The 23,000-nt window shown below is 71.0% G+C and carries 25 protein-coding genes and 1 tRNA gene; 18 read left to right on the top strand and 8 right to left on the bottom strand.

Annotated features, from left to right (window positions below; all coding sequences use genetic code 11):
- The first annotated feature begins 6 nt into the window (after positions 1-6).
- A complete protein-coding gene (locus IE217_RS14705) occupies positions 7-357 on the top strand; it encodes a hypothetical protein (protein WP_190178303.1) in 351 nt (116 codons plus the stop codon).
- Between the two features lie 92 nt (positions 358-449).
- Here IE217_RS14705 and IE217_RS14710 read toward each other — a convergent pair whose 3' ends face one another.
- Both IE217_RS14710 and IE217_RS14715 read right to left on the bottom strand, forming a co-directional pair.
- Positions 450-1,037: an isochorismatase family protein gene (locus IE217_RS14710; protein WP_190178304.1), complete on the bottom strand. Its 588-nt coding sequence runs from the start codon at positions 1,035-1,037 to the stop codon at positions 450-452.
- Positions 1,038-1,182: 145 nt separating this feature from the next.
- The gene (locus tag IE217_RS14715; RefSeq protein WP_190178305.1) at positions 1,183-2,529 is read right to left on the bottom strand and encodes a nicotinate phosphoribosyltransferase; all 1,347 of its coding nucleotides are present in this window, start codon (positions 2,527-2,529) and stop codon (positions 1,183-1,185) included.
- Between the two features lie 122 nt (positions 2,530-2,651).
- Here IE217_RS14715 and clpS point away from each other — a divergent pair, with 122 nt between their 5' ends.
- The 9 genes from clpS to IE217_RS14755 all read left to right on the top strand — a co-directional run bounded on the left by clpS (position 2,652) and on the right by IE217_RS14755 (position 10,681).
- Positions 2,652-2,969, top strand: a complete 318-nt coding sequence (clpS, locus tag IE217_RS14720) for an ATP-dependent Clp protease adapter ClpS (RefSeq protein WP_190178306.1) — start codon at positions 2,652-2,654, stop codon at positions 2,967-2,969.
- A 99-nt stretch (positions 2,970-3,068) separates the two neighbouring features.
- Complete coding sequence (locus tag IE217_RS14725; RefSeq protein WP_190178307.1) at positions 3,069-3,686, top strand: DUF2017 domain-containing protein; 618 nt, start codon at positions 3,069-3,071, stop codon at positions 3,684-3,686.
- Positions 3,687-4,014: 328 nt separating this feature from the next.
- Entirely contained in the window at positions 4,015-5,454 is a 1,440-nt protein-coding gene (locus IE217_RS14730) for an amino acid permease (RefSeq protein ID WP_190178308.1), read from the top strand.
- A gap of 167 nt (positions 5,455-5,621) precedes the next feature.
- Complete coding sequence (locus IE217_RS14735) at positions 5,622-6,044, top strand: M67 family metallopeptidase (protein ID WP_190178309.1); 423 nt, start codon at positions 5,622-5,624, stop codon at positions 6,042-6,044.
- A 90-nt stretch (positions 6,045-6,134) separates the two neighbouring features.
- The gene (locus tag IE217_RS35390) at positions 6,135-6,230 is read left to right on the top strand and encodes a putative leader peptide (protein WP_373298024.1); all 96 of its coding nucleotides are present in this window, start codon (positions 6,135-6,137) and stop codon (positions 6,228-6,230) included.
- Positions 6,231-6,353: 123 nt separating this feature from the next.
- Positions 6,354-6,632, top strand: a complete 279-nt coding sequence (locus IE217_RS14740) for a MoaD/ThiS family protein (RefSeq protein WP_190178310.1) — start codon at positions 6,354-6,356, stop codon at positions 6,630-6,632.
- Positions 6,633-6,649: 17 nt separating this feature from the next.
- A complete protein-coding gene (locus IE217_RS14745) occupies positions 6,650-7,600 on the top strand; it encodes a PLP-dependent cysteine synthase family protein (protein ID WP_190178311.1) in 951 nt (316 codons plus the stop codon).
- 296 nt (positions 7,601-7,896) lie between these two features.
- On the top strand, positions 7,897-9,963 hold the full coding sequence (locus IE217_RS14750) for a putative Ig domain-containing protein (RefSeq protein ID WP_190178312.1): 2,067 nt from the start codon (positions 7,897-7,899) through the stop codon (positions 9,961-9,963).
- Positions 9,964-10,048: 85 nt separating this feature from the next.
- Positions 10,049-10,681 (top strand): hypothetical protein, encoded by a 633-nt coding sequence (locus IE217_RS14755; protein WP_373298025.1) that lies wholly within the window; start codon positions 10,049-10,051, stop codon positions 10,679-10,681.
- Positions 10,682-10,693: 12 nt separating this feature from the next.
- Here the strand turns inward: IE217_RS14755 and IE217_RS14760 are convergent, their stop codons facing one another.
- Positions 10,694-11,149: a type II toxin-antitoxin system PemK/MazF family toxin gene (locus IE217_RS14760; RefSeq protein ID WP_190178313.1), complete on the bottom strand. Its 456-nt coding sequence runs from the start codon at positions 11,147-11,149 to the stop codon at positions 10,694-10,696.
- Positions 11,150-11,364: 215 nt separating this feature from the next.
- Here IE217_RS14760 and IE217_RS14765 point away from each other — a divergent pair, with 215 nt between their 5' ends.
- Positions 11,365-12,117 carry an MBL fold metallo-hydrolase gene (locus tag IE217_RS14765; protein WP_190178314.1) on the top strand — a complete coding sequence of 251 codons (753 nt, stop codon included), beginning with the start codon at positions 11,365-11,367 and terminating at the stop codon, positions 12,115-12,117.
- A gap of 102 nt (positions 12,118-12,219) precedes the next feature.
- Here the strand turns inward: IE217_RS14765 and IE217_RS14770 are convergent, their stop codons facing one another.
- Entirely contained in the window at positions 12,220-13,473 is a 1,254-nt protein-coding gene (locus IE217_RS14770; protein ID WP_189705695.1) for a PTS transporter subunit EIIC, read from the bottom strand.
- A 124-nt stretch (positions 13,474-13,597) separates the two neighbouring features.
- A complete protein-coding gene (locus tag IE217_RS14775; RefSeq protein WP_190178315.1) occupies positions 13,598-14,902 on the bottom strand; it encodes a PTS transporter subunit EIIC in 1,305 nt (434 codons plus the stop codon).
- Between the two features lie 199 nt (positions 14,903-15,101).
- Here IE217_RS14775 and IE217_RS14780 point away from each other — a divergent pair, with 199 nt between their 5' ends.
- From IE217_RS14780 to rdgB, 4 genes are all read left to right on the top strand, one after another.
- Entirely contained in the window at positions 15,102-15,335 is a 234-nt protein-coding gene (locus IE217_RS14780; RefSeq protein WP_030167375.1) for a PTS sugar transporter subunit IIB, read from the top strand.
- Positions 15,336-15,500: 165 nt separating this feature from the next.
- A complete protein-coding gene (rph, locus tag IE217_RS14785; RefSeq protein ID WP_190178316.1) occupies positions 15,501-16,235 on the top strand; it encodes a ribonuclease PH in 735 nt (244 codons plus the stop codon).
- 137 nt (positions 16,236-16,372) lie between these two features.
- A complete protein-coding gene (locus IE217_RS14790) occupies positions 16,373-16,786 on the top strand; it encodes a hypothetical protein (protein ID WP_190178317.1) in 414 nt (137 codons plus the stop codon).
- Between the two features lie 10 nt (positions 16,787-16,796).
- Positions 16,797-17,399: an RdgB/HAM1 family non-canonical purine NTP pyrophosphatase gene (gene rdgB, locus IE217_RS14795; RefSeq protein WP_190178318.1), complete on the top strand. Its 603-nt coding sequence runs from the start codon at positions 16,797-16,799 to the stop codon at positions 17,397-17,399.
- Between the two features lie 44 nt (positions 17,400-17,443).
- On the opposite strand, the gene IE217_RS14800 is transcribed toward rdgB, so the two are convergent.
- Both IE217_RS14800 and bcp read right to left on the bottom strand, forming a co-directional pair.
- A tRNA-Leu gene (locus tag IE217_RS14800) sits at positions 17,444-17,527 on the bottom strand.
- 39 nt (positions 17,528-17,566) lie between these two features.
- Positions 17,567-18,034 carry a thioredoxin-dependent thiol peroxidase gene (gene bcp, locus IE217_RS14805; protein WP_190178319.1) on the bottom strand — a complete coding sequence of 156 codons (468 nt, stop codon included), beginning with the start codon at positions 18,032-18,034 and terminating at the stop codon, positions 17,567-17,569.
- Between the two features lie 135 nt (positions 18,035-18,169).
- On the opposite strand from bcp, the gene IE217_RS14810 reads away from it, so the two are divergent.
- Positions 18,170-18,499, top strand: a complete 330-nt coding sequence (locus IE217_RS14810) for a DUF3618 domain-containing protein (RefSeq protein ID WP_190178320.1) — start codon at positions 18,170-18,172, stop codon at positions 18,497-18,499.
- Positions 18,500-18,554: 55 nt separating this feature from the next.
- A complete protein-coding gene (locus tag IE217_RS14815; protein ID WP_189705687.1) occupies positions 18,555-18,911 on the top strand; it encodes a GroES family chaperonin in 357 nt (118 codons plus the stop codon).
- Positions 18,912-19,013: 102 nt separating this feature from the next.
- Here the strand turns inward: IE217_RS14815 and IE217_RS14820 are convergent, their stop codons facing one another.
- Positions 19,014-21,977, bottom strand: coding sequence for a transglycosylase domain-containing protein (locus tag IE217_RS14820; RefSeq protein ID WP_373298026.1), 2,964 nt, complete (start codon positions 21,975-21,977; stop codon positions 19,014-19,016).
- A gap of 194 nt (positions 21,978-22,171) precedes the next feature.
- On the opposite strand from IE217_RS14820, the gene IE217_RS14825 reads away from it, so the two are divergent.
- The gene (locus tag IE217_RS14825; RefSeq protein ID WP_190178321.1) at positions 22,172-22,972 is read left to right on the top strand and encodes an ABC transporter permease; all 801 of its coding nucleotides are present in this window, start codon (positions 22,172-22,174) and stop codon (positions 22,970-22,972) included.
- The last annotated feature ends 28 nt before the right edge of the window (positions 22,973-23,000 follow it).

The raw sequence follows: 23,000 nt of genomic DNA on the forward strand, positions 1-23,000 counted from the left end.
GAACGCATGGCCGCAGGAGGCTTCAGCAAGCTGCCGGACGGCAGGGTGGTGGTGGCCCTGAACCTGCCGGGCACCGCCCCCGACGGCGTCGGCGGCGTCCGGGTGCTCGTCCACGCCCAGAACCGCCCCCGCGCCCTGACGCGCCTGCGCAACCTGGGTCTGCGCGCGGTCTACCTCCGGGGCAACGCCGCCCCGCCGACCCCGGACGAGATCACCGCGGTGCTGCACCACCCCGACGGCCTGATATGGCGTACGTCCCCCGACAACGCTGTCGGCGCCCCGGCCGGCTGCCCCGAGCTGTGGCACCCGATCAGGACCCTGCTGAGGAGCCGCACGGCCGCCCAGGTCCGGCCCTGACAGCACGCGGCCCGGGCGACGACGGAAGTCAGACCACGACGGGGGCCAGGCCGCGACGGGAGTCAGACCGGGGAGCCAGGCCACGACGGGAGCTAGGCCACGACCGGCTTGCCCGAGAGCTCCACGCCCGCCTGGCGCAGCTCCTCGAGGGCCCGCTCGGTGGTCTCCGCGGCCACCCCGGCGGTCAGGTCCAGCAGGACCTGGGTGCGCAAGCCCTCCTTGACGGCGTCCAGGGCGGTGGCGCGCACGCAGTGGTCGGTGGCGATGCCCACCACGTCCACCTCGTCGATCTCGCGGTCCCTGAGCCAGTCGGCCAGGGACACGCCGTTCTCGTCGGTGCCCTCGAAGCCGCTGTAGGCCGCCGAGTAGGCGCCCTTGTCGAACACGGCGTCCACCGCGCCGGAGGCGACGGCGGGGGCGAAGTTCGGGTGGAAGCCCACGCCCTCGGTCCCCGCCACGCAGTGCGCGGGCCAGGAGCGCACGTAGTCGGGGTCGTCGGCGAAGTGGCCGCCGGGTGCGATGTGGTGGTCGCGGGTGGCCACCACGTGCCGGTAGCCGGCGGGTGCCTGCCCGATCAGCTCGGTGATCGCGGCGGCCACGTCGGCGCCGCCCGCGACCGCGAGGCTGCCCCCCTCGCAGAAGTCGTTCTGCACGTCTACGACGATCAAGGCGCGGCGCATGGTCGGTGTCCTTCGGCTGTCGGTTCGGAGGGGAGGTAGGGGATACGGGGCCCGGTCGGTGAACCTACGAGCCTAGGGACTTCGCCGGCCGCGGGGGAGGGCACTTTCGGCGCTGTCGTGGGGGAGCGGGCGGGGGACACCAGCTTTAGCTACCCGAGGGCCCGTGCACGTACTCCGTCGGGAGGACCGCTTCCCCGCGCGAGAGCTGGGTCGCCGACAGCGGCAGGCCCGCGCGGGCGGCCGCGTGCCGGTCGCGTACGACGTCCAGCGGCTCGCGGGCGACCACCTCGCCGCCCTTGACCAGCTGGACCAGCAGCTGCCGGTCCGCCAGCTCGGCCGGCACCGGCCCGGTGCCCACGACCTCGGCCTCGGCGACCCCGTCCGCGTCCAGTCGGCGGGCCGCCCACTTGCGGCCGCCCACGGAGGTCTTGCCCCCGCTGGACTTCTTCGCCACCGGCTTCAGCGGCGCGTCCGGCTCGGCGCTCTCGGCGCGCGCGACCAGCTTGTAGACCATGGAGGCCGTCGGGTGGCCGGAGCCGGTGACCAGCTGGGTGCCCACGCCGTAGGCGTCCACGGGGGCGGCGGCGAGCGAGGCGATGGCGTACTCGTCGAGGTCGGAGGTGACGACGATCTTGGTGTCGCGGGCGCCCAGCTCGTCCAGCTGCTGCCGCACCCGGTGCGCGACCAGCAGCAGGTCCCCGGAGTCGATGCGCACGGCGCCGAGGCCGGGCCCGGCGACCTCGACGGCGGCGCGCACCGCCTCGGCGACGTCGTAGGTGTCCACCAGCAGCGTGGTGTCCCGGCCGAGGGCGTCGACCTGCGCCTGGAAGGCGTCCCGCTCCCGGTCGTGCAGCAGGGTGAAGGCGTGGGCGGAGGTGCCGACGGTCGGGATGTTGTAGCGGAAGCCGGCGGCCAGGTCCGAGGTGGTGGCGAAGCCGCCGATGTAGGCGGCGCGGGCGGCGGCGACGGCGGCCAGCTCGTGGGTGCGGCGGGCGCCCATCTCGATCAGCGGCCGGCCGGCCGCGGCGGAGGACATCCGGGAGGCGGCGGCCGCGATCGCCGAGTCGTGGTTGAGGATCGACAGGATCACGGTCTCCAGCAGCACGCACTCGGCGAAAGAGCCCTCGACCCGCATGACCGGCGAGCCCGGGAAGTACACCTCGCCCTCGGGATAGCCCCAGACGTCGCCGCCGAACCGGTAGTCCGCGAGCCACTGCAGGGTCGTGTCGTCGACGACGCCGCGCTCGCGCAGGAAGCGCAGCACGTCCTCGTCGAAGCGGAAGTTCTCCACCGCGTCCAGCACCCGGCCGGTCCCGGCCACCACGCCGTAGCGGCGGCCGTCGGGCAGGCGGCGGGTGAAGACCTCGAAGACACTGCGCCGGTCGGCGGTTCCCGCCTTCAGCGCGGCCTGGAGCATCGTCAGCTCGTAGTGGTCGGTGAAGAGCGCCGTCGAGGGCACGTCCACCGGCAGCCGAAGGTCCGCTGTGTTCATGGCGAGGAATCGTACTCCCATTTCGTCAGTCTGACGATTTAAGGGGTGCGGGACCCGTCCCGGCGCCGCCACCCGGGTGCCGCGCCCGCCCGTTTGTGCTCCCACCCCCCTGTGGTGGCAGCATGGGCCGTGTGACGGCAGCCGCACCCATCGAGATCGAGAAGACCGAGTCGGCGGAGGAGGTCTTCGCCGTACCAGAGCCCGACGTCCCCTGGGTGACGATCGTCCACAACGACCCCGTGAACCTCATGAGCTATGTGACGTACGTCTTCCAGACGTACTTCGGCTACCCCAAGGACAAGGCCACCAAGCTCATGCTCGACGTCCACCACAAGGGGCGGGCGGTCGTCTCCAGCGGGACGCGCGAGGAGATGGAACGGGATGTGCAGGCCATGCACGGCTACGGTCTGTGGGCCACTCTCCAGCAGGACCGCAAGTAGTACGTCCACCAGGACCGTGAGCGGCGCGAACAGCGCACGGTCCGGACCGCAGACAGCAGCCCGCAGACAGCCCGGACCCGGAAGCAGCGAACCCCCTCCATGCCAGGAACCTTCGAACCGCTCCCCGGCGGCGGCGCGGCCGTCGCCCTCGACGACGTAGAGATCTCCATCATCCGCTCGCTGGCGGTGCAGCTCCTGGAGCTGATCGGTCCCGGGCCCGCCGAGGACGCCCCGGGCGCCGGCGACCCGCTGGCAGAACTCTTCGCCGAGGGCCCGAGCGAGCCGCCCTCCGACCCGGTCCTCAGAAGGCTCTTCCCGGACGCCTACAGCGACCCCGCCCAGCCCCCGGCCACCGAGCAGGAGGCCGACGAGCGGCGCGCGTACTCGGCGGAGTTCCGCCGCTTCACCGAGAACGACCTGCGGGCGGGCAAGCGCGAGAACGCCCTCGCGGTCATCCGCTCGCTCAACGCGCTCGCGGCGGCGTCGGCCGGCGAGGGCGGCGCGGTGCTGAAGCTGTCGCCGCAGGAGTCGCGGCACTGGCTCGGCACGCTCAACGACCTGCGCCTGGCCATCGGCTCCCGGCTGGAGATCACCGACGAGGACGACACCGACGGCCTCTACGGTCTTCCGGACGAGGACCCGCGCAAGCCGATGGTGATGGCGTACCTGTGGCTGGGCGGGCTCCAGGAGACGCTCGTCTCCACGCTCATGCCCTGACTCGTCCACATTTGTGGGGATTTCTCGTTCGCTCAGCGGACGCTCAAATCCGGATAACGATCCCGTCACCGTAGCGGCCGGTTGTGCACCCTTCGGGCGCACTTTGTCCGCTTCTTCCTGTGTCTTGCGCCACACGGGGCCCGGGCGATCAGTGTTGCGGGCGTGATAAATCTTCACGACCGCCCGCCGGACACCACCCATGTCCGTCCGGGTGCGCCACCGAGCCGGCGACCGCCGGCCAGGCACCAACTCCATCATCCGGGGGGATCGAAACCCGATCCGCGGCCGACGAGCGGCCCGGGTCGGCATGGAGAAAGGCGCACAGCACATGACCTCCTCGAAGGTCGAGAACACCGCTTCGCAGGGCACCGAAGCCCCCGAAGAGGGTTATGAGCGAGGGCTCGGCAGCCGACAGGTCCAGATGATCGCGATCGGCGGCGCGATCGGCGTCGGCCTCTTCCTGGGAGCCGGGGCGAACATCGCCAAGGCCGGCCCCAGCCTCATCCTCATGTACGCCCTGGCCGGCCTGATCATCTTCTTCATCATGCGGGCGCTCGGCGAGCTGCTGCTCTACCGCCCGGTCTCGGGCTCCTTCGCGGAGTACTCCCGGGAGTTCCTCGGTCCGTTCTTCGGCTACTTCACCGGCTGGACGTACTGGCTGATGTGGGTCGTCACCGGCATGGCCGAGCTCACGGCCGCCGCGATCTACGTCAACTACTGGTTCCCCGCTGTTCCGCAATGGGTCACGGCGCTGGTCTTCCTGGTGATCCTCTTCGGTGTCAACCTGATCTCCGTCAAGCTCTTCGGCGAGCTGGAGTTCTGGTTCTCGATGGTCAAGGTCACCGCGCTCATCGGCATGATCGTCATCGGCCTGGGCGTGCTCACCTTCGGTTTCAGCCAGGCCGGCGACACCGCCACCGTCTCCAACCTCTGGCAGTTCGACGGCTTCTTCCCCAAGGGCATCGGCTCGTCCCTGATGACCCTCCAGGGCGTGATGTTCGCCTACCTCGCCGTCGAGCTGGTCGGCGTCACCGCCGGTGAGTCGGAGAACCCGGAGAAGACCCTCCCCAAGGCGATCAACACCCTGCCCTGGCGCATCGCCCTGTTCTACGTCGGCGCCCTCACCGTCATCCTGTGCGTGGTGAAGTGGACCGAGTTCGCCGCCGGCGTGAGTCCCTTCGTCAGGGCGTTCGCGGTCATCGGCATCCCGGCCGGCGCCGGCATCGTCAACTTCGTGGTGCTCACCGCGGCCCTGTCCTCCTGCAACTCGGGCATGTACTCCACCGGCCGCATGCTGCGCACCCTCGCCGACAACGGCGAGGCCCCCCGCGGCTTCAGCCGCCTGTCGGCCTCCAAGACCCCGGCGCTCGGCATCACCGTCTCCGTCGCCTTCATGGGCATCGGCGTCCTCCTCAACTACGTCGTCCCGGAGAAGGCCTTCGGCTACGTCACCTCCGTCGCCACCGCGGCCGGCATCTGGACCTGGCTGATGATCCTGGTCAGCCACGTGCTGTACCGCAGGGCCGTGGTCGCGGGCCGGCTGCCCGCCTCCGCCTTCCCGGCGCCGGGCGGCGCGAAGTGCTCGTACGTGGCCATCGCCTTCCTGCTCTTCGTCACCTGCCTGATCGCCTACGATGCCGACTCCCGGGTCTGCCTGTACGTGATGGCGGTGTGGGCCGCCGCCCTGGCCGTCGGCTGGGCGGTGCTCAAGGCGCGCAACCCGCAGGTCACCGAGCGCCGCGAGCCGGAGCTCGAGAAGGTCGGCTGAACCGGCCGGAGGGCGGCCCCGCGGGGCGCCTTCCACCCAAGGGCCGGACGTCCCGCCGGAGCGGATACTCGTGGAAACCGCTCCGGCAGCCGCTCAGGACGTCCGTCATGTGGGCCGTTCCGTACCACTCCCCGGTACGGAACGGCCCCTCTCCTATCCTTGCGGGCATGCTGACCATCACCCAGTCGCTCCACGACCAGATCGTCGCCCACGCGCGCGCCGACCACCCCGACGAGGCCTGCGGGGTCGTCGCCGGCCCGGTGGGCTCCGGCCGGCCCGAGCGGTTCATCCCCATGCTGAACGCGGCCCGCTCGCCCACCTTCTACGAGTTCGACTCGCAGGACCTGCTCAAGCTGTACCGCGAGATGGACGACCGCGACGAGGAGCCGGTGATCGTCTACCACTCGCACACGGCCACCGAGGCCTACCCCTCCCGCACCGACATCTCCTACGCCAACGAGCCCGGCGCCCACTACGTGCTGGTCTCCACCGCGGACGCCGACGGGGCCGGGGAGTTCCAGTTCCGCTCCTTCCGCATCCTGGAGGGCGAGGTCACGGAGGAGGAGGTCCGGATCGTCGAGGCCTACTGATCCCAGGCCGGTCTCAGCTGATGGATGAGAACGGTCCGAGGTGTGGAACGACACTCCGGTTCGCGGGGCGGGAATCGATACGATGAGCCCATGGTTATTCACGACGTGAGCGAGAAGACGCCGGGCACGCTGCTCGTGGCGCGGCTGCACGTCGACCTGTGCAGGCTGGCCAGCGCCATCTGTTGACGCCCTCCCCTGCCGCCGTACGGCCGTGAGCCGGCGGCGCCCCGCACCGCGTCGCACCGGACGCCCGCGTCGCCCATCGTCGCGCCCACCGACCTGACTCTTCCCGACAGGAGCCCTGAAGCCATGGCCATCGAGGTCCGCATCCCGACCATCCTCCGCACGTACACCGACGGCCAGAAGGCGGTGGAGGGTGCCGGGGAGACCCTCACCGAGCTCTTCGCCGACCTCGAGTCCCGGCACCCGGGCATCCAGGCCCGCATCGTGGACGGCGACAAGCTGCGCCGCTTCGTCAACGTGTACCTGAACGACGAGGACGTGCGCTTCCTGGACGGCATCTCCACCAAGCTCGCCGACGGCGACAACGTGACGATCCTGCCGGCCGTCGCCGGCGGCATGCGCTGATCGGCCGCTGAGCAGCGATGCGCTACGACTCCCCGCTGGCCGCGGTGGGCAACACCCCTCTGGTGCGCCTGCCGCGGTTGTCGCCGTCCCCCGACGTCCGGATCTGGGCGAAGCTGGAGGACCGCAACCCCACCGGCTCGGTCAAGGACCGCCCCGCCCTGCACATGATCGAGCAGGCGGAGAAGGACGGCCGGCTCACCCCGGGCTGCACCATCCTGGAGCCCACCTCCGGCAACACCGGCATCTCGCTGGCCATGGCGGCCAAGCTCAAGGGCTACCGCATGGTGTGCGTGATGCCGGAGAACACCTCCTCCGAGCGCCGGGACCTGCTCGGCATGTGGGGCGCGGAGATCATCTCCTCCCCGGCCGCGGGCGGCTCCAACACCGCCGTACGGGTCGCCAAGGAACTGGCCGCGGAGCACCCGGACTGGGTGATGCTCTACCAGTACGGCAACCCGGACAACGCGGGCGCCCACTACGCCACCACCGGCCCCGAGATCCTCGCCGACCTGCCCTCGATCACGCACTTCGTCGCGGGCCTGGGCACCACCGGCACCCTGATGGGCGTCGGCCGCTATCTGCGCGAGCACAAGCCGGACGTGCAGATCGTCGCCGCCGAGCCGCGCTACGACGACCTGGTGTACGGCCTGCGCAACCTCGACGAGGGCTTCGTGCCCGAGCTCTACGACGCCTCCGTGCTGACCACCCGCTTCTCGGTCGGCTCCGCCGACGCGGTCACCCGCACCCGTGAACTCCTCCAGCAGGAGGGCATCTTCGCGGGCGTCTCGACCGGCGCCGCGCTGCACGCCGCGATCGGCGTGGGCAGGAAGGCGGTGAAGGCCGGACAGGCCGCCGACATCGCGTTCATCGTCGCCGACGGCGGCTGGAAGTACCTCTCCACCGGCGTCTACACGGCGGCCACCACGGAAGAGGCCATCGACACCCTCCAGGGCCAGCTCTGGGCGTAGTGCCGCCGCCTCCGCGCGAGGCGCGGCCCCGCGGGACGCGACTCAAGCCCGTGTCAGCCCCCTCCTATGAGGGGGCTAAGTCATTCCTATGGCCGGGCAAAGAAATGCGTCCACCCGCTGCCGGTCCGATCGTGGCGGGACTACGGTCCTCCCGCACCCTGTCATGTCACGATCAGCGACAAGGCGGGTGCCTGAGAGTGTCATGCTCATGACTGCGCGGTTTCGCCGCCGCTTCGCGCGTCACGGGCCTGCCAATCCAGTGCGAATCCCCACTTCACAACCGGAGGCAGTTCCCCATGCGTGAGTCACGCCCGAGCGGGCGCAGACGGAGTCTGAGAAGGCTCCTCTCCATAGCCCTCCCCTCGCTCGCCCTCACCGTCGCAGGCCTCGCGGTGGCCCCCACCGCCGGCGCCCAGCCCGCCACCGCGCACCCGCACACCTCCAAGGCCGCCCAGAACGCCAAGGCCCTCACCGACCCGAAGCGGCAGACCTTCCACAGCACCGGCAAGGCCGGCCAGAAGGTGCCCACCCAGCACCTGTGCGCCACCGCCCACCCCGGTCACGCCTCCTGCTTCGCCCAGCGGCGCACCGACATCAAGCAGCGCCTCGCCTCGGCGCTCGCCGCCGCGGCGCCCTCCGGCCTCAGCCCGGCCAACCTGCACAGCGCCTACAACCTGCCCACCACGGGCGGTTCCGGCCTGACCGTCGCCGTCGTCGACGCCTTCAACGACCCCAACGCCGAGTCGGACCTGGCCACTTACCGCTCGACGTACGGCCTGTCCTCGTGCACCAAGGCCAACGGCTGCTTCAAGCAGGTCAGCCAGACCGGCTCCACCACCTCGCTGCCCACCAACGACAGCGGCTGGGCCGGCGAGGAGGCCCTCGACCTCGACATGGTCAGCGCCGTCTGCCCCAACTGCTCCATCACCCTGGTCGAGGCCAACTCCGCCAGCGACACCGACCTCGGCATCGCCGAGAACGAGGCCGTCAGCCTCGGCGCCAAGGTCGTCTCCAACAGCTGGGGCGGGTCCGAGTCCTCCACCCAGACCAGTGAGGACTCGCAGTACTTCAAGCACCCCGGCGTCGCCATCACCGTCTCCGCGGGCGACTCCGGCTACGGCGCCGAGTACCCGGCGACCTCCCAGTACGTGACCGCCGTCGGCGGCACCGCGCTCACCACCGCCTCCAACTCGCGCGGCTGGAGCGAGTCGGTGTGGAACACCAGCTCCACCGAGGGCACCGGCTCCGGCTGCTCCGCCTACGACCCCAAGCCGAGCTGGCAGACCGACAGCGGCTGCTCCAACCGCATGGAGGCCGACGTCTCCGCGGTCGCCGACCCGGCCACCGGCGTGGCGGTCTACGACACCTACGGCGGCTCCGGCTGGGCGGTCTACGGCGGCACCAGCGCCTCCGCCCCGATCGTCGCCGGCGTCTACGCCCTCGCGGGCACCCCGGGCTCGGGTGACTACCCGGCGAAGTACCCCTACTCCCACACGGGCAACCTGTACGACGTCACCAGCGGCTCCAACGGCTCCTGCTCGACCTCGTACTTCTGCACCGCCCGCACCGGCTACGACGGCCCGACCGGCTGGGGCACCCCCAACGGCACCGCCGCCTTCACCGCCGGCACCACCACCGGCAACACGGTGACCGTCACCAACCCCGGCAGCCAGTCCACCGCCACCGGCGGCTCGGCGAGCCTGCAGATCCAGGCCAGCGACAGCGCGGGCGCGTCCCTCACCTACAGCGCGACCGGTCTGCCCCCCGGCCTGTCCATCAACAGCTCCACCGGCCTGATCTCCGGCACCGCGAGCACCGCGGGCACCTACCAGGTGACCGTCACCGCCAAGGACTCCACCGGGGCCTCCGGATCGACCTCCTTCACCTGGACCGTCGGCACCTCCGGCGGCTGCACCTCCGCCCAGCTGATCGGCAACGCCGGTTTCGAGTCCGGCAACACCACCTGGACCGCCTCCAGCGGAGTCATCACCAACGACACCGGTGAGGCCGCCCACTCCGGCTCCTACAAGGCCTGGCTCGACGGCTACGGCTCCAGCCACACCGACACCCTGTCCCAGTCGGTGACCATCCCCGCGGGCTGCAAGGCCACGTTCACCTTCTACCTGCACGTCGACACCGCCGAGTCCACCACCAGCACGCAGTACGACAAGCTGACGGTGACCGCCGGCTCCAAGACCCTGGCGACGTACTCCAACCTCGACGCCGCCACGGGCTACACGCAGAAGTCCTTCGACCTTTCCTCGCTGGCCGGCTCCACGGTCACGCTGAAGTTCAACGGCGTCGAGGACTCCTCGCTGCAGACCAGCTTCGTCGTCGACGACACGGCGCTGACGACCAGCTGACCAGCTGACCGACCCTGATCCGTGCGAGGGGCCCCGGCCGTGCAGCGGCCGGGGCCCCGGCGTGCGTGGGGGAAGGGATCCTGATGTGCTGGAGGAACGTCACATCGGCAGCGAGGCACTGGGTATCCGAAACGACGACGAGCAGAAAGGCGGCCGCCCCATGCGCCGTACGACGCCCCACCGCATCACCGTCGCCGCCGCGGCGGCCGCGACCCTGCTGCTCGCCGGCTGCGGGACGCAGAACGACGGCAAGGGCTCTACGGGCAGCGCGACGGCGTCCGGGCCGGCCGGCGCCCCGTCCACCTCCGCCTCCCCGGCCCCGTCGGCGTCCGGGTCGCTGCGGCCTTCGGCGACCCCCTCCGACTCGGCGTCGGCCTCCCACCCGGCGACCCCGTCCGGGTGCACCGCCAAGGCCGAACTCATCACCGCCGACAACGGCCGGACCGTGTGCCTCACCCCGGGCGGACAGCTCCGGCTCACCCTGGACGGCACCAAGGACCGCCCCTGGACGCCGGTCAAGGCCACCGGCACCGCGCTCAAGGCCGCCAACCCGGGCTTCGTCATCCAGCCCGGCGACGCCGTCGCCGCCTTCGACGCGGTCGCCCCCGGCACCGCCCGGCTGACCTCCTCCCGCCCCCTGTGCGCGACCCGCCCCGGGCAGGTGTCGTGCAAGGGCGTCCAGGAGTGGGCGGTCACGGTACGGGTGGCCGCTCAATGAACACCGCCGGACTCAGCCGGCCAGGTAGCGCACCTGGTCCCACAGGACCGGGTCCACGACCCCCACCCGGCGCCGGAAGTCCCACACCGGCACCTCGCGCACCTCGTCGGTCTCCAGGAAGCTGGTCCGCCCCTGCGCGTCTCCCACCGAGCCGGGCGGCAGCGGGATCACCCCGGCGCGCTCGTCGTGGTACTTGCTGGTGATCTTGGCGACCCTGGCGCGCTTGCCCCGCACGGACAGCACCAGACAGGGCCGGTCCTTGGACCCCGGGCCCTCCTCGTAGGGCACGTTGGCCCACCAGATCTCCGCCGGCTGCGGCCGCGCCGCACCGCCCCGGCGCTCCGGGCGCCCCGGCGGACGCGTCCTCCGCCCGGCGGGCCGGCGGCCACGTCCCCACCCGTCGACGAGCGTGGCGACGAGCGCGAGCAGGACCACTGCCGCGAGCGCCAGCCACCAGGACGTGTCCATAGGGACGACGTTACCGGCGCGCGAGATCCGGCGCGCGCCCTCTCCCGAACCCCATGCGCCCCACGTCCAGCCGAACCGGTGACACCACAGGTGAGTTCGCCCACAACAGCCCTTGCCGGAGGAGCCACTGGGGGTTTCGCGCCTTACTCTCGACGGACCGCACACCCCCGTCACCTTCCTTTTTGACGTTCCCCGCCAGCGGAGGTTTCTGCTCCATGAAGCTCACCGTCGTCGGCTGCTCGGGGTCGTTCCCGTCCGCGGAATCGGCCTGCTCGAGCTACCTCGTCGAGGCCGACGGCTTCCGGCTGCTCCTCGACCTGGGCAACGGCGCCCTCGGTGAGCTGCAGCGCCACTGCGGTCTCTACGACCTCGACGCGATCTTCCTGAGCCACCTGCACGCCGACCACTGCATCGACATGCTGGGCTACTTCGTGGCCCGCTACTACCGCTTCGACGGCGGCCGCCCCGGCCCCCTGCCGGTCTACGGCCCCGAGGGCACCGAGCACCGCCTCACCACGGCCTACGCGGACACCCCCACCGCCTCCTCGATGAGCGAGGTCTTCGACTTCCACACGGTCAAGCCGGGCACCTTCGAGATCGGCCCCTTCACCGTGCACACCGAGCGCGTGGCCCACCCCGTGGAGGCGTACGGCATCCGCGTCGAGCACGGCGGCCGGACGCTGACGTACTCCGGGGACACCGGACCGAGCGACGCGCTGGAGGAACTGGCGCGCGGGGCCGACCTGTTCCTGTGCGAGGCGGCTTTCACCCACGGCAAGGAGGACATCCCCGACCTCCACCTCAACGGCCGCGAGGCCGGCGAGACCGCCACCCGCGCCCACGCCCGCCGCCTGGTCCTCACCCACATCCCCCCGTGGACCGACCCCCAGGTCAACCTCGCCGACGCCCGCGAGGTCTTCGCCGGCCCGGTGCACCTGGCGGCGCCGGGGGCGACGTACGAGATCTGACGCACGTACGGGATCCGGCGCACGTACGGGATCCGGGGCGCCCGCGCATGACGAGGCCCCCGCAGCCGTGCGGCTGCGGGGGCCTCGTGGCGTCGGCGGGGCCTACGCCTTGGTGAGGTCCTCGACCTCCTCCTCGGGCTCACGGCCCGGGGTGGGGAGGTTGAACTTGGTGATGGCGAAGCGGAAGGTCACGTAGTAGACCGCCGCGAACACCAGGCCGATGGGGAGGATCAGCCATGGCTTGGTGGCCAGGTTCCAGTTGAGGACGTAGTCGATGGCGCCCGCGGAGAAGGTGAAGCCCGCGTGGACGCCGAGCGCCCAGGTGATCGCCATGGACAGGGCGGTGAGCACCGCGTGGATCGCGTAGAGCACCGGGGCGATGAACATGAACGCGAACTCGATCGGCTCGGTCACACCGGTGACGAAGGAGGTCAGCGCGACCGAGACCATCATGCCCATCACGGCCTTGCGGCGCTCGGGGCGGGCGGAGTGCGCGATGGCGATCGCCGCGGCCGGCAGGCCGAACATCATGATGGGGAAGAAGCCGGACATGAACTGTCCCGCGGTCGGGTCGCCGGCGAAGAAGCGGTTGAGGTCGCCGTGCACGATGTCGCCCGCGGCGTTCTTGAAGTCGCCGATCTGGAACCAGGAGACGGTGTTCACGAACTGGTGCATGCCGACCGGGATCAGCGCGCGGTTGACCAGACCGAACAGACCGGCGCCGGCCGCGCCGAGACCGGTGATCCACTCGCCGAGGTTGGAGATGCCCTCACCGATCGGCTCCCAGACCAGACCGAAGAAGACACCCATGACCGTGCCGACGAACGCCATGAGGATCGGCACCAGACGGCGGCCGTTGAAGAAGCCGAGCCAGTCCACCAGCTTGGTACGGTGGTAGCGCTGCCACACCACGGCGGCCAGCAGACCCATCACGATGCCGCCGAGGACACCGGGATTGTTGTAGGTTGCGGCTATGTCCGCACCCTTCTGGATCTTCGCCTCGGTGACCGGGAAGGCCTTGAGGACGTTGCTGTAGACCAGGAAGCCGACCAGACCGGCCAGGGCGGTGGAGCCGTCGGACTTCTTGGCGAAGCCGATCGCGACACCGATGCAGAACAGCAGCGGCAGGTTGTCGAAGATCGCGCCGCCGGCCGTGGCGAAGACCGCCGTGACCTTGTCGGGAAGGTGCAGCTTGTCGTGGATGTCCTGCTGGCCGAACCGGAGCAGGATGCCCGCCGCCGGCAGCACGGCGATCGGGAGCTGAAGGCTTCGGCCTACCTTCTGCAGGCCCTGGAACAGGCCTGATCCCCGCTTCTTCGCGGGGGCCGCCGCTGGTTTCTCGGTGGCGGTGCTCATGCTTCCTCCATCGGGTGGTGGTCTACACCACTCAGTGGTGTAGACCTGTTGTAGCACGATGAAGGCGGCGTAAGGAACCCACGATTCCTGCGACGAAACCGCTACTTTCCGTATGTGTCGCGGATCACGCCTTGGTGGTGTCCTCGACCTGCTCGACGGGCTCCCGTCCGGGCGTCCTGAGGCGGAACCTCGTGATCGCGAACCGGAACACCACGTAATAGAGGACGGCGAAGCACAGGCCGATCGGCACGACCGCCCACGGCCTGGTCGCCAGACGCCAGTTGATGACGTAGTCGATCAGCCCCGCCGAGAAGCTGAACCCGTCGTGCACCCCCAGCGCCCACGTCACCGCCATCGACACCCCCGTCAGCACCGCGTGCACCGCGTACAGTGCGGGCGCGATGAACATGAACGAGTACTCGAGCGGCTCGGTGATCCCCGTGACGAACGACGTCAGCGCCACCGACAGCATCAGCCCGCCCACCTCCGCGCGGCGCTCGGGCCGGGCGGTGTGCGTGATCGCCAGCGCCGCGGCCGGCAGCGCGAACATCATGATCGGGAAGAAGCCCGAGGTGAACAGGCCCGCGTTCGGATCGCCGGCCAGGAACATGTTGATGTCGCCGTGCACCACCTTCCCGTCCGGCTGCGTGTAGCCGCCGAACTGGAACCACAGCGGCACGTTCAGGAACTGGTGCAGCCCCACCACCAGCAGCGCCCGGTTCGCCACCCCGAAGATCCCCGCCCCGTAGGGACCCAGCCCGTACAGCCAGTCGCTGAAGCCCTCCAGCCCGCTGCCGACCGCCGGCCACACCCACAGACTCAGCCCCGCGAACGCGATCGCCACGAACGACATCACGATCGGCACCAGCCGCCGGCCGTTGAAGAAGCCCAGCCAGTCCACCAGCCGCGTGCGGTGCAGACGCTGCCAGAAGAACGCGGTCAGCAGCCCCATCACGATCCCCCCGAACACCCCCGGATTCTGGAACGTGAACGCCGTGAGGCTCCCGTCCGCCGACCGGCAGCCGAACTCCGGCACCACCCGCGAGCCGCCCGGGCACCTCGGGAACTGGCGCAGCACGTTGTAGTAGACGAGGAACCCCGCCACCGCCGCGAGCGCGGTCGAGCCGTCCGCCTTCTTCGCCATGCCGATCGCGACCCCGACGCAGAACAGCAGCGGCAGGCCGAGGGAACTGTCGAGCAGGGCGCCGCCCGCGCCCTTCATCACCTTCGACAGGCCGATCCAGCCGAGCCCGTCCGCGCCGAAGACGTCCGGCTGTCCGAGCCGGTTCAGGATGCCGGCGGCCGGCAGCACGGCGATCGGCAGCTGGAGGCTGCGGCCCATCTTCTGCAGCCCCTGGAACAGCGAGTTCCAGCGCTCGCGCACGGGGGAGGGGGCGGCCTGGGCGCCCCGGGCGCTGCCGGCACTCATGAACGACCTCCCCGCGTGGTCCGCGTGACCGGTGCGCGCACCGCGTTTGGCCACCGCGCCGACGGTGGTGTAGACCAGTCGGCACGGACGGTACCGCTGTCGTGAAGGCCATCCTTCGGCACCCACGGCACGGCCGCTCGCGAAGATGGGCCAACTGTGGATTACTGCGACTAAGCGGTTCGGATCAGGGAGACAGAACATGGCCAGCAAGGCTGAGAAGATCGTCGCCGGGCTCGGCGGAATCGACAACATCGAAGAGGTCGAGGGCTGCATCACCCGCCTGCGCACCGAGGTCAACGACGCCTCGCTGGTCGACGAGGCCGCGCTCAAGGCCGCCGGCGCCCACGGCGTGGTCAAGATGGGCAACGCCATCCAGGTCGTCATCGGCACCGACGCCGACCCCATCGCGGCCGAGATCGAAGACATGATGTGAACCCGCTGACGCACTGCTGAGGGGCCCTTCCCACCACGGGAAGGGCCCCTTTCGCGCACCGGAAGGGCCCTCTTCGCGCGCGGGACGCAGGGTTACGGGCCCCCGCCCCCGTGCGCACGGGCTTCCCGTACGAGGGAGCGGGCCCGGCGGGCTAGGCTCGGCGGCATGTCTCGAATCGACGGCCGCACGCCCGATCAACTCCGCCCGGTCACCATCGAACGCGGCTGGAGCAAGCACGCCGAGGGCTCCGTCCTCGTCTCCTTCGGCGACACCAAGGTCCTCTGCACCGCCTCCGTCACCGAAGGCGTCCCGCGCTGGCGCAAGGGCAGCGGCGAAGGCTGGGTCACCGCCGAGTACGCCATGCTGCCCCGCGCCACCAACACCCGCGGCGACCGCGAGTCCGTCAGGGGCAGGATCGGCGGCCGCACCCACGAGATCTCCCGCCTCATCGGCCGCTCCCTGCGCTCCGTCGTCGACTACAAGGCGCTCGGCGAGAACACCATCGTGCTCGACTGCGACGTCCTCCAGGCCGACGGCGGCACCCGCACCGCCGCCATCACCGGCTCCTACGTCGCCCTCGCCGACGCCATCGCGTGGGCCCAGGGCCGCAAGCTCATCAAGGCCGGCCGCCAGCCCCTCACCGGAACCGTCAGCGCGGTCTCCGTGGGCATCGTCGGCAAAGTGCCCCTCCTCGACCTCTGCTACGAGGAGGACGTGCGCGCCGAGACCGACATGAACGTCGTCTGCACCGGCGACGGCCGCTTCGTCGAGGTCCAGGGCACCGCCGAGGCCGAGCCCTTCGCCCGCGACGAACTCAACGCGCTGCTCGACCTCGCCGTCGCCGGCTGCACCGACCTCGCCGCCGCCCAGCGCGCCGCCCTGGAGGCCGCACAGGGCTGAGGCACGCGGGTAAAGGGAACCCCAAGGAACGCGGCCGGCGAGGGCAACCTCCCTCCCCTCTGCCCGCGTCCCTACCGGTACGGGCGTACGGCACACCGCCGTACGCCCGGCCAGCAACGGGGAAGGAACCGTACGCCATGCCCGCGAGCCGCCGCCGTCACCGCCACCGAGCCCGCACCGGCGCCGCCGTCGCCGCCACCGCGCTCGCCGCCCTGACCCTGACGACGACGGCGGCCTGCTCGGCCGTGAACAAGGCACTCGACTGCGTCCAGACCGCCGACTCCATCGCCGACAGCGTCACCGACCTCCAGCAGGCCGTGCAGAACGCGGCGAACGACCCGACGCGGACCGACGCGTCCCTCGCCGCCATCGACAGCGACCTGCGCGAGATCGGCGACAAGACCGACGACGCCGACGTCAACAAGGCAGTCGACGACCTCGGCCGCGCCGTGTCCAACGTCCGCACCGCCATCAAGAACGGCGACGACACCCCCGACATCAGCCCCGTCACCGACGCGGCCGGCGAACTCACCAAGGTCTGCACCCCCTGATACTGGGGGCATGACCCGCTTGATCCTCGCCACCCGCAACGCCGGAAAGATCACCGAGCTCAGGGCGATCCTCACCGACGCAGGCCTGCCCCACGAACTGGTCGGCACCGACGCCTACCCGGAGATCCCCGACGTCAGGGAAACGGGCGTGACCTTCGCCGAGAACGCCCTCCTCAAGGCCCACGCCCTGGCCCGGGCCACCGGCCTGCCCGCCGTCGCCGACGACTCCGGCCTCTGCGTCGACGTCCTCGGCGGCGCCCCCGGCATCTTCTCCGCCCGCTGGGCCGGCCGCCACGGTGACGACAAGGCCAACCTCGACCTGCTCCTCGCCCAGCTCGCCGACATCTCCGAGGACCACCGCGCGGCCCACTTCGCCTGCGCGGCGGCCCTGGCACTGCCCGACGGCACCGAGCGGGTCGTGGAGGGCCGGCTGCGCGGCACCCTGCGCTTCGAGCCCGCCGGCAGCAACGGCTTCGGCTACGACCCGATCCTCCAGCCGGACGGCGACACGCGAACCTGCGCGGAGCTGACCCCCGACGAGAAGAACGCGATCAGCCACCGCGGCAAGGCGTTCCGGGCACTGGTGCCGGTGGTACGGGAGTTGCTGGGCTGACGCGGAGAAGGGGCCGTCCGTCGGGACGGCCCCTTCCTCCTCCGTGCGGCCGGAGGGACTCGAACCCTCACGGGAGTTACCCCACTGGGACCTAAACCCAGCGTGACTGCCAGTTCCACCACGGCCGCCGGACGCTGCCCGGCCATGCTACTGGCCGGGCAGCCCGGTCAGATCCCCAGATCCTTGATGATCTTGGCCACGTGGCCGGTGGCCTTGACGTTGTAGAGGGCGCGTTCGACCTTGCCCTCCTCGTCGACGATCACCGTGGAGCGGATGACGCCGGTGACCGTCTTGCCGTAGAGCTTCTTCTCGCCGAAGGCGCCGTAGGCCTCGAGGACCTGCTTGTCGGGGTCGGCGAGGAGGGTGACGCGCAGGGACTCCTTCTCGCGGAACTTGGCGAGCTTCTCCGGCTTGTCGGGGGAGATGCCGATCACGTCGTACCCCGCGCCGGCCAGCAGTTCCAGGTTGTCGGTGAAGTCGCAGGCCTGCTTGGTGCAGCCGGGGGTGAGGGCGGCCGGGTAGAAGTAGACGATGACCTTGCGGCCCTTGTGGCCGGCCAGCGACACCTCGTTGCCGTCGGCGTCGGGGAGGGTGAAGTCGGGGGCCGCGTCCCCGGGCTGGAGTCGCTCGGTCATCGAAGGTCGTCTCCTCTTGCGTGTGCCGGCAATACCGTGTCGGTCCGAGGGTAACCGGGGGTGCCGACAGTGCGGTCGTGGCGAGAGCTGACAGACTGTGCTGAACAGGCATCAGTTGACTTCGGAGGCGGTACGGTGGCGGACACCGCGGACACCAGGACCCCGGCTGAGATCGAGGCGGACATCAGGCGCCGCCGCGAGCTGCTCGCCGAGACGCTCGACGAGATCGGGGTGCGCGTGCACCCGAAGACCATCGTCGGGGACGCCAAGGCCAAGGTCGTCTCCAACATCGACCACACCCTCGGGCGGGCCTATGTGCAGGTCAACCGGGTCGTGAGCGATGTGCGGGCGCAGTTCGTGGACGAGGAGGGCGCGCCGCGTCTGGAGCGGGTCGTACCGGTCGCGCTCGTGGCGGTGGGACTGGTCGGGCTGCTGGCTTTCGGCGCGCGCAGGCGCCGGGGCTGAGCGGCACGGCGACCCACTGGCGTACGGACCCTCTCGAGGCAGGTAGGTTCGAGGTGTGAGCGCCAACAGAAACGAGCACAGCACCCAGCACGACAAGCTGCCGATCCGGATGCTGCACGACCGCGTGCTGGTCCGGCAGGACACCAGCGAGGGCGAGCGGCGTTCGGGCGGCGGCATCCTGATCCCCGCCACGGCGGCGGTCGGACGCCGGCTGGCCTGGGCGGAGGTCGTCGCGGTCGGGCAGAACGTGCGGACCGTGGAGCCGGGCGACCGTGTGCTGTACGACCCGGAGGACCGCGCCGAGGTGGAGGTGCGGGGCATCGCCTACGTGCTGATGCGCGAGCGCGATCTGCACGCGGTGGCCGCGGACCGGTTCGAGGGGTCGGAGGACTCCACCGGTCTGTATCTGTAAGCGAGTCCGCGAGTCCGCGAGTACGTCCTAGAAGTCCTGGAGGGGCCGGCGACCTGGTCGCCGGCCCCTCCGTCGTATGCGGTCCCCCTGACGGGGGCCGGGTCAGCCGCCGGGCGGTCCGGCCGCCGTGCCCGCCGTCGTGCCGCCGTCGCCGGTGCCGGCGTCGGTGCCGCCGGTGGTGGGAGTGCCTCCGGTCGTGCCGCCGTTGTTCCCGCCGCCGGTCTGGCCGCCCGTGGTCGGGGTGCCTCCGGTCGTGCCGCCGTTGTTCCCGCCGCCGGTCTGGCCGCCCGTGGTCGGGGTGCCGCCGGTGCCGCCCGTGGTGGGGGTGCCGTCGGTGCCTCCGGTGGTCGGGGTGCCCCCGGTGGTGTCTCCAGTGGTGCCGCCGGTCTGGCCGTTGGTCTGGCCCTGGGTGTCCTGGCCGCCGGTTCCGGTGCCGGTGCCGGGCGTGCCGCCGTTGTCCTGGCCGCCGGTGCCGGGCGTCTGGGAGGACGGTCCGGTGGACGGCGGCTGGACCTGGTCCGCGCCGTCCTGGACCTGGAGGTCGAAGTCGGTGGCCGGGGTGCCCTCGAGGGCGTCGTGGGTGAACTGCGCCCAGATCTCGGCGGGCGCGCCGCCGCCGTTGACGCGGGGGAGGCCCATGGCGCCGTAGAGCGACTTGTGCGCGGCGGTGACGGGGTCCTGGCCCATGACGGAGACGACGGTGGCCAGGTCGGGCGTGTAGCCGGCGAACCAGGCGGCGGTGTCCTCCTCGGCGGTGCCGGTCTTGCCGGCGGCCGGGCGGCCGGCGCCCTGCGCGGCGGTCGCGGTGCCGTTCTCGACGACGGACCGCAGGACCGAGGTGGTGGTGTCGGCGGCCTCGCGGCTGACGGCCTGCGTCGTCTGCCGTTCGGGCAGTTGTACGGCGTCGGCGCCGTCCTTGGTGATCTTCTTGAGGATGGTGTACATGCCGTGCTCGCCGTGGTTGGCGAGCGTGGCGTAGGCCTCGGCCATGTCGAGGACGCTGGCGGTGGCCGGGCCGAGCGCGATGGACGGGGTGGGGGTCAGGTCGGGCGTGCCGCCGGGGATGCCGAGGGCGGTCGCGGTGTCCCTGACCTTGTCGGGGCCCACGTCCACGGCCATCTGCGCGTACACGGCGTTGACGGACTTGTCGGTGGCCTCGCGGACGGTGATGTTGCCGTAGGAGTGCTGGTCCTCGTTCTCGGGGGCGTACGAGCCGCCGGCCCAGCCCTGGACGGGGCGCTGGTTGGTGCCGTCGTAGACGGTGCCGGGGGTGATGGTGCGGCCGTCGAGGGTGGTGGAGTGGTTCTGTATGGCGGAGGTGAGCACGAAGGGCTTGAAGGTGGAGCCGACCTGGAAGTCCCGGCGGGTGGCGTTGTTCGTGTACTGCTTGACGTAGTCGATGCCGCCGTAGAGGGCGACGACCTCACCGGTCTTGGGGTCGACGGCGGCGCCGCCCGCCCGTACGTAGGTGTCGACCTTGCGGTTCTTCTTGTCGAGCTTGGACATCAGGCGGTCGTCGACGGCCTTCACGAAGGCGTTCTGCCTGCTCTTCTGGAGCGTGGTCGTGATGCGGTAGCCGCCGGCGGCGAGTTCGTCCTCGCTGAGGATCTTGTTGGCGGCGAGGTAGTCCTTGATGGCGCGCACGAGGTAGCCGCGCTGTCCGGACATGGTGGTGGGGACGGTGGCCTCCTTCGGGGCCGGGAACTTCATCCCGGCCCGCTCGGAGGCGCTGAGCCAGCCCTGCTTGACCATGCCGTCCAGGACGTAGTTCCAGCGGGCCACGGCGGCGGCCCTGTTCTCGGGGTGGGCCGAGACGTCGTACTCGCTGGGGGCGTTGACCAGTGCGGCGAGGTAGGCGGCGCGGGCCGGGTCGAGGTCCTTGGCCTTGACGCCGTAGTAGGCCTGGGCGGCGGCCTGGATGCCGTAGGCGTTGCGGCCGAAGTAGCTGGTGTTGAGGTAGCCCTCGAGGATCTTCGACTTGGACTCGTTGCGGTCGAGTTTGATCGAGATGAAGAACTCCTTCACCTTGCGGGTGACGGTCTGTTCCTGGCCCAGGTAGTAGTTCTTCACGTACTGCTGAGTGATCGTCGAGCCGGACTGCCTGCCCTTGCCGGTGGCCGTGTTCCAGGCCGCCCGCACCATCGCCTTGGGGTCGATGGCGGACTCGGTGTAGAAGTCCCGGTCCTCGGCGGCGAGCACGGCATGCTGGGCGTTCATGGAGACCTGGTCGAGGGAGACGTTCTCCCGGTTGATGTCGCCGTCACGCGCGATCTCGGTGCCGTCCGCGTACAGGTAGACGTTGGCCTGCTTCATGGCCAACGCGTTGGCGGGCGGGATCTTCACGAGGGAGTACCCGAGGAAGAACGCCCCGATCGCGATCAGTACGACGGTGATGAACCCTCCCAGCACCATCCGCCAGGTCGGGAACAGCCGACGCCACCCACTCCGCTTCCGCCGCCCGGCTTTACCACCGGCGCCACCGGCGGCACCCTCAACGGGAGGCCGGGCGGGGCTGGTTGAGCGGGGCGCGGGGGGCGCGGTGGGCGCGGGGCGGGGGCTCGGGGGCACCGGGGCCGGGCGCGCGGAGGCGTTCCCCGAGGGCCTGACCGGCTCCCCGGCGGTGCCCTCGGCCGAAGCGGCGACCGCCCTCTTGACCGGGGCCTTGCCCGCGCCCTCGGCGGAGGCGCCGGCCGGGGCCTTGCCCGCGCCCTCGGCGGAGGCGTAGCCCGAGCCCTCACCCGTGCCCGTGCCCACGTCCTCAGCCCGGCCCTGGCCCGAACGCTCAGCCGTGTCCTCACCCGGGCCCTTACCCGTGTCCTCACCCGGGCCCTTGCCCGTGTCCTCAGCCCGGTCCTTGCCCGCACTCTCACCCGGGCGTCCGCCCGAGTCTCCGGTCCGGGTCGCGTCCGGGACGTCAGTCGCGCCCTCGTCCGGTCCCCTGCCCGTGTCCTGAGCCCGGGCCCCGTCCGAGACGTCGGCCTTGCCCGTGTCCTTGCCCGAGTTCGGGTCCGCCCCGGGGGGAGCGGGGGATGCCGCGGGCTGTGGCTCGTCGTTCATGTCGTGCACGGACTCCTGTTTTCGCCTCGTACGTTCCCGTACGCCCTCATGCGCCTTGTGCGCCCCCGGATGAAGACTCTCGCACCAACCGTTCCGTTCCCGGTTCCAGGCATCCGTTCGGGCCGGAAAACGCGTGGCACGTCACATCACGTACGTACTAGGCTCCTGCGCTTCGGTGTCGGCGGACCTGGAAGGCGGTTGACGTGGGTGCTGGGCGGTTGTACGCGGCCGTCGCGGCGGGGGGATTCAGACGGTACGCGACGTACCGGACGGCGACGGCCGCCGGGGTGTTCACCAACACGGTTTTCGGCCTGATCCTCGTCTACACCTACCTCGCCCTGTGGGACGTACGCCCGCACCTCGGCGGCTACGACCGCGCCCAGGCGGTCACGTACGTCTGGCTGGGCCAGGCCTTCCTCGCGGCGCTCGCCCTCGGCGGCGGCGGGGCCGAGGACGAGCTGATGGAGCGCATCCGTACGGGTGACATCGCCATCGACCTCTACCGCCCCGCCGACCTCCAGCTCTGGTGGCTCTGCGCGGACGTGGGCCGGGCCATGTTCCAGCTGATCGGCCGGGGCGTCGTCCCCTTCGTCTTCGGCGCGCTGTGCTTCCCCGTCGCGCTCCCGGCGGACCCGCTGACCTGGCTCGCCTTCGCCGGCACCGTACTGCTGGCGATGCTGGTCGGCTTCGGCATCCGCTTCCTGGTCGCGCTGAGCGCCTTCTGGCTGATGGACGGCACCGGCGTGGTGCAGATGGCCTGGCTCGCCGGCTTCTTCTGCTCCGGCATGCTGCTCCCGCTCAACGTCTTCCCCGGCACCCTCGGCGAGGTCGTCCGTGCCCTGCCGTGGTCGTCGCTGCTCCAGGCCCCCGCCGACGTGCTGCTCGGGCACGCGGACGTCCCGGCCACCTACGCCTTCCAGGGCGCCTGGGCGCTGGCGCTCCTCGCCGCCGGCCGGCTGCTCCAGCGGGCCGCTACCCGGCGGGTGGTGGTCCAGGGTGGCTGAACACCGGCTCGGTGAGGCCCTGCGCGCC

The sequence above is a fragment of the Streptomyces naganishii JCM 4654 genome (genome assembly GCF_014650575.1).
GTDB lineage: Bacteria > Actinomycetota > Actinomycetes > Streptomycetales > Streptomycetaceae > Streptomyces > Streptomyces naganishii.

Bases quoted from the DNA above. Each gene is read 5' to 3' on its own strand.
- IE217_RS14780 (WP_030167375.1), top strand. From the start codon at position 15,102: ATGGCCAGCAAGGCTGAGAAGATCGTCGCCGGGCTCGGCGGAATCGAC.
- IE217_RS14770 (WP_189705695.1), bottom strand. From the start codon at position 13,473: ATGAGCACCGCCACCGAGAAACCAGCGGCGGCCCCCGCGAAGAAGCGG.
- IE217_RS14725 (WP_190178307.1), top strand. From the start codon at position 3,069: ATGCCAGGAACCTTCGAACCGCTCCCCGGCGGCGGCGCGGCCGTCGCC.
- IE217_RS14715 (WP_190178305.1), bottom strand. From the start codon at position 2,529: ATGAACACAGCGGACCTTCGGCTGCCGGTGGACGTGCCCTCGACGGCG.
- IE217_RS35390 (WP_373298024.1), top strand. From the start codon at position 6,135: ATGGTTATTCACGACGTGAGCGAGAAGACGCCGGGCACGCTGCTCGTG.
- IE217_RS14790 (WP_190178317.1), top strand. From the start codon at position 16,373: ATGCCCGCGAGCCGCCGCCGTCACCGCCACCGAGCCCGCACCGGCGCC.
- IE217_RS14760 (WP_190178313.1), bottom strand. From the start codon at position 11,149: ATGGACACGTCCTGGTGGCTGGCGCTCGCGGCAGTGGTCCTGCTCGCG.
- IE217_RS14705 (WP_190178303.1), top strand. From the start codon at position 7: ATGGCCGCAGGAGGCTTCAGCAAGCTGCCGGACGGCAGGGTGGTGGTG.
- IE217_RS14735 (WP_190178309.1), top strand. From the start codon at position 5,622: ATGCTGACCATCACCCAGTCGCTCCACGACCAGATCGTCGCCCACGCG.
- rph (WP_190178316.1), top strand. From the start codon at position 15,501: ATGTCTCGAATCGACGGCCGCACGCCCGATCAACTCCGCCCGGTCACC.
- IE217_RS14730 (WP_190178308.1), top strand. From the start codon at position 4,015: ATGACCTCCTCGAAGGTCGAGAACACCGCTTCGCAGGGCACCGAAGCC.
- IE217_RS14775 (WP_190178315.1), bottom strand. From the start codon at position 14,902: ATGAGTGCCGGCAGCGCCCGGGGCGCCCAGGCCGCCCCCTCCCCCGTG.
- IE217_RS14750 (WP_190178312.1), top strand. From the start codon at position 7,897: ATGCGTGAGTCACGCCCGAGCGGGCGCAGACGGAGTCTGAGAAGGCTC.
- rdgB (WP_190178318.1), top strand. From the start codon at position 16,797: ATGACCCGCTTGATCCTCGCCACCCGCAACGCCGGAAAGATCACCGAG.
- bcp (WP_190178319.1), bottom strand. From the start codon at position 18,034: ATGACCGAGCGACTCCAGCCCGGGGACGCGGCCCCCGACTTCACCCTC.
- IE217_RS14710 (WP_190178304.1), bottom strand. From the start codon at position 1,037: ATGCGCCGCGCCTTGATCGTCGTAGACGTGCAGAACGACTTCTGCGAG.
- IE217_RS14740 (WP_190178310.1), top strand. From the start codon at position 6,354: ATGGCCATCGAGGTCCGCATCCCGACCATCCTCCGCACGTACACCGAC.
- clpS (WP_190178306.1), top strand. From the start codon at position 2,652: ATGGGCCGTGTGACGGCAGCCGCACCCATCGAGATCGAGAAGACCGAG.
- IE217_RS14745 (WP_190178311.1), top strand. From the start codon at position 6,650: ATGCGCTACGACTCCCCGCTGGCCGCGGTGGGCAACACCCCTCTGGTG.
- IE217_RS14765 (WP_190178314.1), top strand. From the start codon at position 11,365: ATGAAGCTCACCGTCGTCGGCTGCTCGGGGTCGTTCCCGTCCGCGGAA.